Annotated in this window: 9 protein-coding genes and 4 pseudogenes; 6 read left to right on the top strand and 7 right to left on the bottom strand. The window is 64.5% G+C overall.

All coding sequences use genetic code 11. The features are described 5' to 3' along the window. Positions 1-91: 91 nt before the first annotated feature. The 3 genes from ACZ6CZ_RS34320 to ACZ6CZ_RS34310 all read right to left on the bottom strand — a co-directional run bounded on the left by ACZ6CZ_RS34320 (position 92) and on the right by ACZ6CZ_RS34310 (position 5,817). The gene (locus ACZ6CZ_RS34320) at positions 92-790 is read right to left on the bottom strand and encodes an aspartate/glutamate racemase family protein (protein WP_469029300.1); all 699 of its coding nucleotides are present in this window, start codon (positions 788-790) and stop codon (positions 92-94) included. Positions 791-984: 194 nt separating this feature from the next. Further along, on the bottom strand, positions 985-2,427 hold the full coding sequence (locus ACZ6CZ_RS34315) for an FAD-binding protein (RefSeq protein ID WP_469029297.1): 1,443 nt from the start codon (positions 2,425-2,427) through the stop codon (positions 985-987). Positions 2,428-3,153: 726 nt separating this feature from the next. Beyond that, complete coding sequence (locus tag ACZ6CZ_RS34310; RefSeq protein ID WP_469029295.1) at positions 3,154-5,817, bottom strand: helix-turn-helix transcriptional regulator; 2,664 nt, start codon at positions 5,815-5,817, stop codon at positions 3,154-3,156. 184 nt (positions 5,818-6,001) lie between these two features. On the opposite strand from ACZ6CZ_RS34310, the pseudogene ACZ6CZ_RS34305 reads away from it, so the two are divergent. The 4 genes and pseudogenes from ACZ6CZ_RS34305 to ACZ6CZ_RS34290 form a co-directional block, all read left to right on the top strand. Beyond that, positions 6,002-6,154, top strand: a pseudogene (locus ACZ6CZ_RS34305) (IS5/IS1182 family transposase); the annotation flags it as partial. A gap of 699 nt (positions 6,155-6,853) precedes the next feature. Continuing rightward, positions 6,854-7,198, top strand: a complete 345-nt coding sequence (locus ACZ6CZ_RS34300) for a hypothetical protein (protein ID WP_469029292.1) — start codon at positions 6,854-6,856, stop codon at positions 7,196-7,198. A 448-nt stretch (positions 7,199-7,646) separates the two neighbouring features. Then, entirely contained in the window at positions 7,647-9,623 is a 1,977-nt protein-coding gene (locus tag ACZ6CZ_RS34295) for a M4 family metallopeptidase (protein ID WP_469029289.1), read from the top strand. Positions 9,624-9,885: 262 nt separating this feature from the next. After that, positions 9,886-10,181: pseudogene (locus ACZ6CZ_RS34290) on the top strand (IS5/IS1182 family transposase); the annotation flags it as partial. 212 nt (positions 10,182-10,393) lie between these two features. Here the strand turns inward: ACZ6CZ_RS34290 and ACZ6CZ_RS34285 are convergent. The 3 genes and pseudogenes from ACZ6CZ_RS34285 to ACZ6CZ_RS34275 all read right to left on the bottom strand — a co-directional run. Next, positions 10,394-10,590, bottom strand: a pseudogene (locus ACZ6CZ_RS34285) (IS1380 family transposase); the annotation flags it as partial. A gap of 296 nt (positions 10,591-10,886) precedes the next feature. Beyond that, a pseudogene (locus ACZ6CZ_RS34280) lies at positions 10,887-11,271 on the bottom strand (fic family toxin-antitoxin system, toxin component). A gap of 699 nt (positions 11,272-11,970) precedes the next feature. Continuing rightward, a complete protein-coding gene (locus ACZ6CZ_RS34275; RefSeq protein ID WP_469029287.1) occupies positions 11,971-12,471 on the bottom strand; it encodes a hypothetical protein in 501 nt (166 codons plus the stop codon). A gap of 220 nt (positions 12,472-12,691) precedes the next feature. Between ACZ6CZ_RS34275 and ACZ6CZ_RS34270 the strand changes: the two genes are divergently transcribed. After that, complete coding sequence (locus ACZ6CZ_RS34270; protein ID WP_469029284.1) at positions 12,692-12,853, top strand: hypothetical protein; 162 nt, start codon at positions 12,692-12,694, stop codon at positions 12,851-12,853. 523 nt (positions 12,854-13,376) lie between these two features. Further along, positions 13,377-13,985, top strand: a complete 609-nt coding sequence (locus ACZ6CZ_RS34265; protein ID WP_469029282.1) for a cytochrome P450 family protein — start codon at positions 13,377-13,379, stop codon at positions 13,983-13,985. 424 nt (positions 13,986-14,409) lie between these two features. On the opposite strand, the gene ACZ6CZ_RS34260 is transcribed toward ACZ6CZ_RS34265, so the two are convergent. Next, positions 14,410-15,247 (bottom strand): chymotrypsin family serine protease (locus ACZ6CZ_RS34260; protein ID WP_469029279.1); only part of this gene is annotated, 838 nt, incomplete at its 5' end.

The following is a 15,247-nucleotide window of genomic DNA, read 5'->3' as shown; positions in this document are numbered from 1 at the left end:
CCGGTCCCCATTTCCATCGGCGGTATCAACGCAATGCGTCAATACCGCCACCGTAGGAACTGGGAATTATCAGGACGTGAGTAAAATGTACTCAGTCGGTCCGCAATGCCGCGTCGACCGCCGCCCAGGCGTGCAGTCGAGTCGTGGGAAAGACGGGAACCGGACTGTGTTCCGCACCGATCAGCAATTCAATCTCGGTGCAGCCTAGGATGACGCCCTGGGCACCGTGCGCCACGAGTTCACCGATGACGTCCTGGTAGGCACGGCGCGATTCCTCCCGCACGTCCCCGAGGCAGAGTTCCTCGTAGATCACCTGATGCACCAGGGCCCGCGATGCCGTGCCGGGAACCGTCACCCGCAGGCCCGTGGATGCCAGGTGGTCACGGTAGAAGGCCTGTTCCATGGTGAAGGCGGTACCGAGCAGGCCTACGTGGTGCAGTCCCGCCGAACGGACCGCCTCCGCGGTGGTGTCGGCCAGGTGCAGCAGTGGTACGCCGACGGCGGCGGTGATGTGGCCGGCCACCTTGTGCATCGTGTTGGTGCACAGCACCAGCAGCTCGGCGCCCGCCCGCTCCAGTGCGCGGGCGGCGGACGCGAGGATCTCGCCCGCCTCGTCCCACCGGCCGGCTGTCTGGAGCTGCTCGATCTCTGCGAAGTCGACCGAGTACAGCACGCACCGCGCGGAGTGCAGTCCGCCGAGCCGGTCCCGGGTGAACTGGTTGATCAGGCGGTAGTACTCCGCCGTGGACTCCCAGCTCATACCGCCTATGAGCCCGATGACCTTGGTCAACGCCTTCTCCGCCCTTTCCTCCGGGTGCGCGGGCGGCAAGGACGCGGCGCGCCCCAGGCAGTGTCTCGTCGCCCGGCGAGGTTCATGCTCCCCCATGAGGGTGCACAGGACATGAGTAGCGGCTACTCGGTGACCCCGCACTGGTCCGACCGCCCTCCCCGTGGCGGAGGAGGGACAGTCGCACCGGACCGGTGTCAGAAGATCCCCGGGCCGGGCGTCAGCACCTGGTCGGGGTCGAAGCGCTGCTTGCGGTCCTGGAAGGTGCCCCACTCGGCGCCGTAGTGCTGCTCCCAGTCCGCGTGGCTCATGCGGGTTGAGCCGATGGGGTAGAGCGTCGCGCCCAGGGCCCTGGCCTGCTCGTACAGAGTGCGGTTGCGGTTCAGCTTCTGCGCCACCCAGTACGGCGGGACGGTATCCCCGGACGAGGTCAGGATGTCGAACAGGAAGACCCACTCGCCGTCGTGCGGCGTCCGGAAGAACGGGCGGGTGAGCTTCGACCTCTTGATGGCGAACAGGAGTATCCCGCCGGTGCTGCCCGCATCGTCCGGACGCAGCGCGGAGAGCGCGGTCGTGACGTACGCCTCGGCCTGCGTGTCGGGCACGAACACGTCGAACCACGGCTTGGCGTAGCCCTTGTAAACGCGCGGGAACCCGTTCACCTGCTCGTTGACCCGTACCGTGTAGGCGGCGTAGGTGCTGTTCGACGTGAGGGCGGACCCGGCCGGCTGGGTGAGCCCGCGCAGCAGGAACGCATCGTCCGGAGGGGTGCCGTCGGCGTGGGCCGCGGCCGCCTGGATCACATGGGTCACGCCGTTGTCCGCGACGTCGAACGCACCGTTCACGGAGGTGAGTTCGGCGCGGGCGAGCAGGGTGCGCAGGTCGGTGAAGAACTGCTTGGGGTCGGCGTACAGCAGAGTGTACTGACGCACGGAATCGGGGGCCGGCACCATGGCGATCCGGGCGCTGACGATCAGGGCGATCTGGCCGAGCGTGCCGAGGCACGCTTCGAACAGCTCCCGGTTGTCGGCGGGCGAGCACACGACGATGTCCCCCTGCCCGGTGACCACCGTCAGTTCGAGGACGTTGTCCACCTGCGCCCCGTGGTGGATGTTGGGCGACACCCCGCCCACGGAAAGCGTCCCGCCGACGGACAGGTCCGTGTAGTCGGTCAAGACGGGCGGGGTCACGCCCTGCCGCAGACCGGCGGTGACCAGCTCGGACCACAGCACCCCGGCGTCCACGTGGGCGGAGGAGGCGGTGATCTCGTGGATGCCTTGCAGACTGCGCATCTCGATGACGAGGCCGGGGCACAGCCCCTGCCCGAAAGTGGTGTGGGCCTCGCCGCGGGCCGACACCGGAATGCCCAGACGCGCGCAGTAACGGATCATCTTCTGGATGTCGGAGGCGTTCTTCGGGCGCAAGACCGCGGCCGGCGTGACCGAGACGATGTTCCCGTTGTCGGTGCTGTCCTCCTGGATCGTGGCTGGGTGGAAGTCCAGCACACCTTCCAGGACGGGGACGTGCGCCCAGTCGGGGGCGGGCGTCGTGGCGGACGCCTCGGTGATCCACGTCCCCGTCGCCGTGCTGAACGCGACCACGGCGGTCGCCGTCTTGGCGAGGAAGGCCCTGCGTCTCATGTCTTTCATCGTCAAACCCCTGGGTGGACGGCTGGTGTACACGGCACAGCGTGCCGATCCGGCCGGGGTCCGCCGGCACGGCGTGGCCATCCTCCCCCCGTCTCCGCATGCCCTCATGAGTACTCGCTTACCGTCTCTGCGGCCCTCGGACCGGTGACGGCAGGGCTGAGACGGTTGCCGCCCGCGGTTGCGCGCCGCACCAGCGGGATGGGCAGCGCGGTGACCGCCGGCGGCGACCCGGGATGTCGCAGTTCGTCCCGGTGCGTGTCCCCTCGCTCCCGAGGGCTTCGGCAGGAACCGGACAGGCACATGCGAACCGGACCACACGGGAACCGCAACGAGGCCGCCGGACGGTCACAGGCGTGAAGGCGAGCGAGCGCGCCCGAATCCGCGTGGGCGAGCCGGACCTCTTCGTGCCCTCTTCGACGACCACACCAGAGCTCTCGAGGCGCATGGAATTCGACGACGACGGGCTCGACCCGAGGGCGGTTCGCACGCCGAGGAAGCGGGCGGCCCGCTTTGCGGTTTGCTGAGGGGAGTTCAGGCCCGCGTCTTCACCGCGGGAAACGTCAGCCAGGGCCTGACCAGCCCTTACTGGTGGGCGTAGGTAATGCCCGCGCAGTCACCGGGCGGGCCGGGCTGCGGAACAGCACGCGGCCCTCCTGGCCGGTGAGCACCATGGCTTTGACGGCCTGCCTGTTCCCGCCGGCAAGTTCCCGCCCAATGTCATCTCTGCACTATTTGGTCCTTCACGCCGGCTAGTTGGCGTCTATTTTTTACACCCAGTTTGGTGTACACGTTTTGCAGGTGATTGTTTATAGTACGCAATGATAGGTGCAGCGTTTCTGCCAGCTCCCCGGGCGACACACCGTCAATTATCTGCAAAGCTATCTCTCGCTCGCGGGGAGTCAACCTTACAGGATTAGATGGAGCCGGGCAGAAAACAGGAGAGACTGCTTCGCAGCGAGCAGCGGCTGAGGCGGCAAGAGTCTCTGCTGCAGCCATCCCCTTCGTGTCATTGGCCGCCTGTAGAATCCGGGAAGCCGTCATTGCAGAAGTTGCGGCCAGGACGTCTACCCCCATCCGCGTGAAGTCGCGAGTTAATGCGACAAGCTTCTCAGAGTTCCTGCCCCTCATGGCCAGAGCTAGTTCATACCTTGCTTTGCAGAGATCACTGTCCGACTGCGTAGCGACTATCTCGAGTCTGCCGAGATCTGCGGATTCACTTCCGAGCCGCGCAGCATCCACAAGTAGAAGAGATTCGGACGTAGTCTGCCCTGTCATCCGCGCACGGTGGGCCGCACGCACAAGGATGGAGCATGCGTCATCCGGACGTTCATTCACAGCCATGAGCCACGCCTCGCCCAGTAGCTCCTCGCCGGCGAACAGTTCGAGGTTGGGATAATCTTCCGCTTCTCGAACCAATATGGCCGCCTCCGCAACGCGTCCTGTCACGGCGCACACAGCAGCCTTATTCGACAGGATCAGGCGCAACGCTGTTTTGTTACGAGTGCTTCTCGCCAGAGATAGCGCTTCGTTGTACCAATGATCAGCGCTTCGGACATGGCCACCTATCCAGAAAGCCCGCGCAATGAAGTACGCCGTCCATACCGTTACTGTCGGTGTTTGCACCTCCGCATTCACCAGATCCAGATAAGCCTGTTCACCCACCCGTGTAGCCGTCTCAATCTCGCCGGTCTCGGTATGTGCCAGAACCAAAGAGTTTAGCTGCGCAGAAGGATGAGGGAGCAAAGCACGATCATCGTTCTTCAGAGACTCTTGATAAGCTTGCTTAGCCCAGTAGATGGCCGAGCGAGTGCGCCCCGTCACCGCTAGCGCGCCAGCCTTCATCGACTGGAGGAGAGGCGCTGCACCGGGCGGAAGTTCAGAAACCGAAGACGTGGACTCGATTTGCCGAAAGATGGCAAGAGCCCGTTCAGGTTCGCCGGAGTAACTGTATATGTTACTCTCCAGCAGAGACAGGAAAATGCCGCCGAATCGGCTCAACAGGCTCTGCCGTGCTTCCTTGATCACTCGTAGGGCATCTCGTTTTCTGCCAGCAACCCAGAAGAGATTGAGCATGCGTGGCAGCATGATCGAGATGCGCTCTTCCTCGCTCGCTGCGGCCTCAAAGGCTGTTGCCAGAGTGGAATCAGCTTCCTCATCATTACCCAGGTAGTACAGCGCCTCGCCTTTAAGCGTCAGTACAGATGAATCAATGCAGTCGTCGGGGAGAGCAGCGAGGAGCTCAGACACTTGAGCGTAATCGTGCGCATGACGGGCCAGGAGAGCGCCCTTCATAAGCACTTCCGGATCTGCTGTCCCGGTCGCCTGAAGATTCCAAGATGCTAGACGCAGTGCATCTTCCCTACGACGGCCGGCGTGTTGCTGAAGCCAGGCGATCTGTTGCTTCAGCAGTAGCTTCTTGCGGCGCTGAGGCATTGCCGTGCGAAGGAATTCCCCGTACAACGGATGCGCGAGTTGCACCTCGGCTCGCCGACCAGCCATGTGCACCTTGATCAAGCCCTCTGATTCAAGCGAATCCACATCGCTCGTAGAGGTTTGTGAGACCAAGGACGAAGCCGAGATAGGCTCACAGAGCGCCGTGAGATCGAGAATGACCCGCTCATTCTTCGATCGGATCGCGATTCGATCCATAATAAGGTGGTTCAATTTCTCGGCGCGCGGCTCCTGCGTTGTTTCCCAGTCCCATGAATACCCGTTGTCGATTAGAACTCCGGCTTGGACACTCGATATGAGCAGTTCACGCAAAAAAAGTACGTTGCCACCGCAGTTGCGATGCAGGACATGAAGAGCCTTCTGGGTAGCAGGTTTCCTGAGGATCTCGCCTATGATCTGCTCTATCTGAGCTTGACTGAAAATGCCAAGCTCTATCCTCTGAATCGTGCTTTTGGAGCATAGGGCCTCAACTGCCGGATTCAGTCGAGCTTGCGATCGCATCGTACCTACGAGTCGCACCGTTCCTGCAGCGACTAGTTGATTGAGTAGCACTGCCGACGTCGAGTCCAGCAGATGTACGTCATCAACAAAAACAACCCACTTTGCTGCTCGAGGTGTTCTAAAATGATTTCTTATGTGCGCAAAGGCGGCAACTGGATTAGATAATTCAAGTCCATCCGGCAGGAGGTGACTTAGGGCGCCAAGCGGTATGACTGCCGCTGCTTTCGTTGCAACGGCTTCACCGGTCGCGAAACCTCGCTTACGCGCTTGACAAAGGCACTCAGAAGCGAGCCTCGATTTCCCAACACCAGCAGGACCACTGAGAATAAACCCTTGAGCGGACGGATCACCTAAAAACGCTGCGAACTGAGCCAGCTCGGTCTGTCGCCCGACCAGAGGCCAATGGGAAGCTGTATTGATTGCTCGCATCAGCACTCCAGCTCGGCACCCGCCATGCGGGTCCGCGTAGACGACACTTTTTCAGCCAGCAGCGTAGCTCTGGCTCAGGTCGATGCGCCACTAGTAGGACGCCATGAGTCAGGTGCCCCTGCCTGATCGTGGGCATCCTTTCCGGTATGACGCCGGAGGAGGTGGAACGGCTCCGGGGCAAGTAATCGGGCTCGTTGCCGATGCGTTCACCTCTGCCCTGTGCTTCCTGTCCACCCGCCCGCGGCAGCACCGTCGCGAGATCGGCTCCCGATGGCGGCGTCTGAGCACCGACCACCAGGCCCTGCTCACGCCCGCCCACCTACGGGCGGGGCAGACCTCGGTGGTGGACTGAGTGTTACGCGATGGGTCTGATCTGATGCTGGACGGTCGGTGCAAGTCGAGCCGGCTGATGCCCCAGCGGTTGCCGCACGGGTGCCCGGTACCAGGACGAAGACAGCGGCGCACCGCGGTTCGGCGCAGCCTCGGCAAGACACAGACCGACCGTCCCCAACTGTCGATCGGTAGCTGCACGATTCCGGAGCACGGTGGCAACACGTCTGCTGATCGGCCGGATGGCCAACTGCGCGGAACCAGGAGGGCCACTGCTGTTCGTAGCCTTCCACCCGCATGAGCAGGAGATAAGCCTGCGCGACATCTCCAGATGGCTCGTCATCACCGAGGGCGCAAGAAGCGCCAGCACCGCTTACCCGCCACCGTCATCTGAATGCCGCGTAAACACGACGAACAGGCCGCTTTGGCGGCGAGAACGTAATCACCCCCGGTACTTTGCGGCTGGTGTCTGAGTCAGGACACCGGGGCCAAATTGCTCCGTACGGTGCCGAATCCTTCGAATACTCAGCTGCACGTGATCCGAGCAACACGTGCGACCTCCAGCCGGGCCACGATCCTGGAACGTGACGGATCCCTCACGCAAGAACACCCCGAACCGGAGCGAGACGAGAAGAAATTACTCACTCGGCACCGCTGACGGGAGATAGCCTTTGAAAGACGTCACCTGCCTGAGTGTCCAGGGCTGATGCATAGTCTTGATGATCACACGAATGTGCAGGTCACGGCGGCGCGAGCCAGCCGCGTCAGCCGATGTGGCCAGCACCTGACTCTCAGCCTATGTCGCCATCACGATACCTCAACCCAACCTGGCTCGGTAGTTCGCCCGAGTAGTCAAGGTGAGCCAGTATCTGAAATTCGGAGATTAAGGAAAATCCCCTACACGGAAAATGTCGGCCTGGCGACGGCACTGGTCGTCGCGCTGATCGGCTCGGCCATGGCGAGCCTGCCAGCCGAGGCTACAGACCAGAAAGTGGTGATTCTTCGCAGTGAGTTCCTCAACAAAATGCTTTTGCGAGCCGCTGAGGTGTGAGGGCAGCCCCGGAAAGTCGTAGAGCCCCTGGTCGACAGGCCCTTTCGAAAGCTTCCTGTTCGCCGGGGACTTCACGTTGATCTCTTATGTTTCCGCATCCGATGCTGCCATGTCGGGCGATGCGGGCCAACCTGCGGGGCTGCGAGCTCCGGACCACCAGGTTGTGCCGCCTCCGCGGTGGGTGCAGTCAGCGAGCAATTGCGAATGGGCCCGCGCGCACTGAGACAACGGATCAGCAGTGATTGCTGAGTAGCGACGGGCTTCGTCGTTGAGGGCGCCATACGACGCGCTGGGCTACCGCGAGCGGGAACCGGGGATTGCTTGTTACGACATTCATGGCAGAGCCATTCTCGGAACGGGTCGCCCGAACCTCACTCCCCTGGATGTACATCCATGTGGCGCGTCGCACCATGTAAATTGTCATACTGCTCAGACAAAAGGATCCCCCGTGAAGAAGCTATCGAGCGTCGCGCTTTCTGCGTCGCTAGTGTCCACGCTATCCATAGCCCTATTGCAGCAGCCTGCTGCCGCCGATGACAAGGAGTCGGCGCCGGAACACACCGCCACGATTACCCACTTCACGCAGCTGTCGATCAGCGCGGCGGCGAACCGCCGTCAGCAGCTCGCCTCGTCCAGCGACGAGGGTTTTCGACCGAGGAGCGTATACGCCCGGCCGGAGGGCGGGGCGACAGTCCGTCTGGACAGAACGTACAAGGGGCTGCCAGTCCTGGGTTCCGACATCGTACTCAATATCGGCGCGAGTGATGAGGTCGAGTCATTCGGCACTGCACTGTCCCAACCCATATCACTCGATATTAACGCCCAGATCTCAAAGGATTCCGCGATATCCACAGCGCTCGCTCAGGTTGATTACCCGACAACCGGATCCAGCGCTTCGCTCAAAGTCGATGCCATAGCTCGCAAAGATGCACCGGCCGGGCCCAAGCTCGTCTGGGACGTGCTCGTCCACAGCTCTCGTTCAGAAAAAGACTCGAGCCATTACCTCGTGGCTGCGGATTCGGGTTCCGTCGTAGCATCGTGGTCCGACATGCGTGAGGCTGGAACAGGCACTGGGCACGGGCGGACCGTCGGTGACGTCCCCGTCGAGAACCGCCCGTTTAACAGCGGATTTGCGTTGGATTGGGTACTGAACTGGAACAATACCAAGAGTACCTGCCCCAGTATCTGCGGCGCGCAAAACATCATTGGTCCGGACTCCGAGTGGGGAAATGGCCTGCAGTCTCATCCGGAATCTGCTGCCGTTGACGCCCAGTATGGGCAAAATAAGTGGTTTGACTACATGACAGATCAGCTGGGCCGGAACGGGGTGACAGATGACGGTCTCAAGAACTTCGTGAACGTACACTACGATCAGAATCTCACCACGGCGTATTGGGACCCAACGCACAAGCAGATCTTTGTGGGAGACGGCTCTCCAACTGCCCCGTTGTCGAGAGGCACCATCGACATCATGGGACACGAGCTGGGGCACGGAGTCGTGCAAGAAACCGCTGGCTTCCAGGGAATCGGTGAGGCCAGTGGCCTCAACGAATCGACCGCTGACATCCTGGGAACGATGTCGGAATTCGCGGCGGGTAACAGTTTCGACAAGCCGGACTACAAAATCGGGGAGATGACCCCTGCCCCCATCGTGGGAGACGGATCCCGGAACATGGTGAATCCGGGCTCGGTGCCTGGAACGCCGAATTGTTGGAGCAGCCAGGTGAGCACTCTCGAGGCACACATTTCGGCGGCCATCAGCAATCACTTCTTCTTCCTCCTCGCCGAAGGACCGTACACTACGCCGTTTGGCACTAGTCCTCTGTGCAAGGGAACGACGCTTGCCGGCATCGGCAGGGAGAAGGCCGCCAAGATCTGGCTGCGTGCGCTTGATCGGTACATGGTGTCCGATGAGACGTTCTCCCGCGCCAGGATCGACACCCTGAAGTCGGCGGCCGACATATTCGGTTACTGCAGTGCCGAGTACCAGGAGACGCAGAAGGCCTGGACGTCGGTCAACGTCCTGCCCGTCACCGGTGGCGACCCGTCCTGCGCCGGGGCAGCTCCGGTGACCTCCGCGAGTGTCGTGGACAACACCGCCTTGGCCGATAACAGCACCGTGACCGCCACCCCCATCACCATAGCCAATGCGCCGACTCCTGCTTCGGCGAAGGTGTATGTCGGGGTGAACATCAAGCACACTTACCGGGGCGATCTGAAGGTGGAACTGATATCTCCCACCGGTGCCGTTTCCGTGCTCAAGAACCCCACACCGGGTGAGCGGGGGGACAACCTCATCACGACCCTGTCCACTTCTGACTTCCCGGCCGGAACGCAGAGGAACGGTGTGTGGAAGCTCCGGGTTTCTGACACGGCTCCGGCCGATACGGGGACGATCGAAGGATGGTCGATCCACTTCGAGTGAGGACGAGGAACGCTTCGGTACGGCAACAACGCCCGAGGCCGCCCGGTGGCCCTGCCCCCTAGCAGGTGTCCGGGGACCGGGCCTCGCCCGAACACGCCATATCGACACGGTTGTCGCCAGCGTCACCCGGCCTCAGGTGCCGACAAACCCGGTCACCGACCTGGACGGGTGGGGTCGTGGCCTGCTCCTGTCCCCGATGCTGACGGGCTTCAGTTGGTCGCCGCTGTGCAGAGCCACCGCATCGCTCCCAGCACCGTCACCCGCGTATGAGCGGTTCGCCCGATGGGGAAACGGACGGGACCCGGGCCCGTCTGCTGGAACAGGTTCAGGTCCAGGACACCTATGTCGGGGCGGTGAAGTGGACCGTGTCGGTCGGCTCCACGATCAGCCAGGCTCGTCAACATGCTGCAGCTGCCCGCGAGAAGGTGGCGATGGCGGGGGAGGAACCGGAAGACCGTCACCTGCGGCGGCTCGCCTGGCGCTCGGCTGTTCCCGGGGCGGTCGACCACCGAGATCCATCTCGCATTTGACAAGCGGGAGTTGTCCCTGCCCGTCGTCTCGCTCATTCTCGACTGGCGGCAGATCCGGCCCGCACGCCCCGCACGCGGTCGGCCCTTCGGCCAGCCTGGAGGTCATGGTTGGCCGGGGCTCGGCCTGCGGGACGGCGGTGGGTCGGCTCGTGCTCGGCGGGGGCCGCCCCGGGGTGGGACCGAGCCGGTGGTCGGTCAGTTGAAACTGAAACTGAGCGACGTTCCACCTTCACCGCGCCTCGGCCCGTCCAGCCGGCGCCCGTGCCGGGCCAGCCAGGCGGCGAACTCTTGAGTACCGCCTGCGGAATCGCAGCAGATGAGGGTCTGTCGACCGCGCCGGTATTTCTCAGCAGCTGGGTCAGGGCGAGGCGGGCGGCACTGATGTCGTGGATGGCCGTGTTCAAGCCGGCGTTGCCCGGCCTCAGCAGGGCCGCGACGTTTCACCTGCCAGGGGCAACATTCTGCTTGTCCGACCGCCCGAAGTCACGGTCCCCCGCCCGTCGGCGTCCGGAGCCCGACCCGCAGCCAATCTCCGTACCTGCTGGAAAGTGCCTCGCCCAAGGCGACCGCCTGTCGGACAGGACAGCACGTTTCATGAAAGCGCCAAGCTAGAGCGCGGCACCGAGGCAAGGTGCCTCACCGCTCATTCCCGGCCGGGTCCCGAACCCGGCCGGCGCGGCGCCCCAGGTTCCGGCCGACGCCCCCGGTTGGGCAGCTCCGGGTCCTGTGTGCGTCAGATGGCGGTGGCGGTGGGCCATGCCCGCAGCAGGACGGCGATCTTCCCGGCGGTGCAGGCGTGGTCGAGTAGCAAATCCTTGAGGGCGACGGCATCCTCGCGGGTGGGTTTGACGGTGATCCCGGCGGCTTCTAGGTACATGACGCCCCGTAGCGGCGGCGACGGCGAGGTCGGAGCGCTCCAGCCAGAGGCACCGGCCCAGCGTGTGCACGAGGGCGGCCGCTTTGGCGTAGGGCCCGTCGTAGACGGGCTGCTCGAACAGCTCTGCCTGGTGGCGGGCGACCGCCGATACGGGCACGCCGTAGTCGCCGGGAGCCAGATCGTCCGCTCCGGCAGCCTCGGCGACCTGCAGAATCCAGGGAACGTCGATGTGCAGATGCATCAGGCTGCGTGCGCTCCCCGCGTAGTCTGCTGGGCTCGTTCGGCGTCATCAAAGACGTTCTGGTGTTCGGCCAGGAAGCGGGCGGCCGCGTCCACCGCGCGGGCACGCAGACCGCTGGCATCGTCCTGCACGAGACGGGGCGACCTGCGGGAGTCAGATGCACGAGGTGCATGGCCCTGCGTGGAGGGACCATCCCCGCCGGCGCGGAGAGCAGTGAGACGACCGGGGCCGGGGGACGCCGTCGCTACTACAGAACCCTCCGGCTCGCGGTCAGCGGCAACATCCGTTGTCGCGGGCGCGTGAGCCTGCTCGGCCGCTGGTGGTGGGCGAACGGAATCGATACCTGAAGGGCAAGCGATGTCCAGCGCGAGGAGGTGCACAGCCGCTGACCAGTACGTAGACGATTGCGGCAAACACCGCCTCATCATCGATGTTCGCGACCCCGCCGCCCTGGGGCGAACCCGCGCCGTCGGCGACAACGGCCTTGCCCACTCCCGCAAGCCGTCCGGAATGACCCATCCCCCCGCCCACTCCCCATGCCCAGCACAACCGTTAGCTGATCATGTAGGTCACAGTCCACGAAACGACAGGTCAGCGACCCATGGGACGGTGCTGGTTCCCTTGCGGAACGCTCTCCCGCAGCCTCGCCGGCACCGTGAGGGAGCGCTACTCACGGCCCGGTGCGTACGTGCGCCAGGCTCAGGACACCTCGACGTCCAGGTCGAGGAATGCGTGTGAATTGTCGAGCAGTTCGTCCGTGTTGTCGACGTACCCGTGCAGGTGCCTGGCGGCGCCCCCCGCGGTGGCGTTGACGAACGCGTCCGCGTTGCCGTCGGGGTCGTCCGCTCCGTCGGAGTCGATCGCCCCGCAGTGGTCGCCCTCGAACAATCGCAGCTCGGCCTGAACCTGGACGGTGCCGGAGGAGACGACCAGGGCCACTAGGTGGATATCGACCCGCACCTCATCCATGCACTTCGAGACGTCCCAGCTCACCGGGAGGGATCCAGCGGACACGGTCTTGGCCGAGAGCTGGGGCGTGAACACCCCGCTCTGCCAGCTGAAGAAGTCGTCGTCGTCCACCTCGATCCTGACGTTGCTGAGCTTCACGGTGTGGGTCTCGGCGGCATGGGCGGCGGCCGCCGTGCCGAAGAACGGCAGTGCGGCCAGGATGCCGATCGATGCAATAAGTGCTCTGCGCATGGGTTCTCCTCGTTCACGGCCCGGTACGGTGTTCCATCGTGCGCAGGGGCCGGCACGCGCACGTGAGTAGACAGCGCTCCATGCGCGGCGAGCGGGACACAGTGTGGTGCGCACAACGTCAACAGGCAGCCGCACAATCCGTCTGTGCGGCTGCCTGCGGCGACGTCACGGGGGAACGACTTGTCGCACGAGCATTGGATCACGCAAGCACGCCGCACCCTTGAGTGATCGCTACTCCAAGGCGGCACATGTCAAAGCCACCAATTCCTGCAACCTGCTCCTGCGGGAGACCGGAGCGGCCGGCGGCTATTACCCGGCGTACCGGGAGGCACTGGCCCAGGACCACCCCAGGAACCGCACCACCGGCATGCCAGTCAGTTGAACACCGTCGTCCTTCCGGCCGATCGCGATCGTGGGCTGAGCGCGGATCTCAAGCGCGCGACCTCGCCTGCGCCGGGCGGCGCGAACCAGTGCTGGCCGTGGTCCGTCCCCAGCGACCCCCGATTCAGCCGGGAGCTTGCGGGTGACGCGGTCTCCGAGGTCATGCCGAGCCTTCTGGTGCGTACCTCGCTGCTCTCCCTCGACTCCTCCGATCACGACCGGGTCCGTGAGTGCGTCACCCCCCTCTTCAGCCTCGATGCGGCCGAGGCCCTGCGGCCCCGGGCCCGTCTAGTTGGTGCGTGTCAGGACCGATGCCTTTCCCACGGATCCGCAGAGCTTCGACGCCATCGCCGCCTACTGCCTTCCCGTTCCGGTGGACGTGATCTGCGAGGTGCTGGGCGTGCCCGCCGCGGACCGCGAAAAGTTCCACCGGTGGGCCGATCTCGCGATCAGCGCGGACCCGCCCCCGTCGCCGTGTACCCGGCGCACGACGATCTGCTCGGCTACGCGGCCACGCTGAAATAGTGCGTGGCCTGCCGGGAGCCGGTCTGAGCAGCCATCTGGCCGGGATGGTGGCTGCCGGCCGACTGAACGAAGACGCGGCGGTCCTTCTCCTCGTGCCGCTCCTGGTGACCGGTTACGAGACCTCGGCCGGCCGGTTGGGCTTCCACCTCCTGGACTTGGTGACCGATCCGGAGGCCCTCTCGGTGCTGCGGCGGAACTCGGACCGGATCCCGGACGCCGTCGCCTCGTACCGGCGCACCGTCCCGTACGACATCAGCGGAGGCGCGTTCGCCCGGGCCGCGCGCGAGGAGGTGCGGCTGGGGTCGGTGACCGTCGCGGCGGGCGAGACCGTCATTCCCTCCGTCGAGGCCGCGAACATGCATGCACTGTCGATGTCGCCGCGCCCCGGCCATCTCTCGTTCGGGGCGGGGCTGCACCAGTGCCTGGGCGCCTGGTTGGCACGGCTTGAGCTGAAGGAGGCCGTCCTGGGGATCACCAGCGGCTTCGAGTCGGTCGCGCTTGCCGTGGATCCGCAGGAACTCCGAGTCCAGGAGGGATCGATCGTCCGCTCCTGCGCACGCAACTGCTGCTCGTCCGGCGGGCCGCCGACCACTGAGGGCGGGGCCTGAGGAGGTACCGCGCGGCCCACGGGCCACCACCGCGCGGCACCTCCACGGGCAGCCGCCTCCGGTCACGGAAGCGGTACCCGGGGCCCTGTCCCTCACGTGATGCGACATGGGTGCGGGGCCAGTGGGGGCCGTGGTTGACCGGCTTCGGCAGTAGCGGCAACACCGGGTGCGCTACGCGGTGAACGTCAGGTCCCGCTGCCGTCCGCCTCTATTCTTGCTCCGCCCCGATCGTGACCGGTCCTCAGTTCCTCGACCGGGAAACCAGGAGCGGACCACGTACAACATGATGCTCGGCTACTGACGGTCTTCGCCCCGACCGTCCTGCCCTTCGCGCTCCGGCTCCTCGGTGAAACGTCGGCGGGGCCCGCTCCGGGGCCGCCCTCCGCGATGAGAGGGACGGCCCCGGGAAGTCACGGCATCGGCGTCAGTTCGCCGTGACCAGTGAGCCCCAGCCCAGGTTGAGGGCGTTGTAGATACTCGAGTAGTAGATGACCTTCGAGCACTTGCGGGTCGAGCTGGCCGGGGCGCCCTTGCAGGACGTGAGGTCGTGCGGCCAGGTACTGAAGGCTACGAACGCGCCCTTGGCGTAGACGCTGTTGCCGTCACCGGCGAGTTGGAAGACGGAACCGCCGCTGTCGCCGTTGCCGGCGATACTCGTGCCGTCGGTGGAGCTGGTCTTGACCAGGCCGTGGACGGGCCCACCGCTGTATCCGTAGTCGAACACCACTCCGGTGGCGTCCACCTTCGCGTTGCAGCTCGTACCGGTGCTGGAACCGTTGGCGCAGACGTACTCGTTGACGTAGTTGCCCTTGGCGCCCTTGACGTTCTTGACGGTCAGGCCGCTGATCCCCATGTACGGGCCGTACCAGGTCCGGCCCTGACCGGTGTTGAGGGCCTTCATGTCCAGGACGGCCACGTCCTTGTACGGCAGCTTGTCGAGGACGACCGCACTCGTCTGCCCGACCTTGACCTTGGCCCCGATGGGATCGTCCGTCAGGCAGTGCGCCGCCGTCAGCATGATGTCGCGCATGTTGCTGCTCGTAGGCTCCTTGCGCTGCATGGCGAAAGCGGTGCTGCAACCCCCGCCGCTGGTCGACAGGTGGGCGCCGCCGTAGACGGGGAGCAGGTCAGTCCACCGGTCCTGGTAGGACACCTCCGCGCTCCCGGGTGCCTGCGCCGCCCGGTCCACGGGCATCTCGACCTGCTGATCACCGGTGACCGTCACCGGGATCACCGACTCCCGGATCAGCGGCAGCGCCATC

Source organism: Streptomyces sp. NPDC041135 (assembly GCF_055592085.1).
This window is presented reverse-complemented; position numbering and strand designations above follow the sequence as displayed.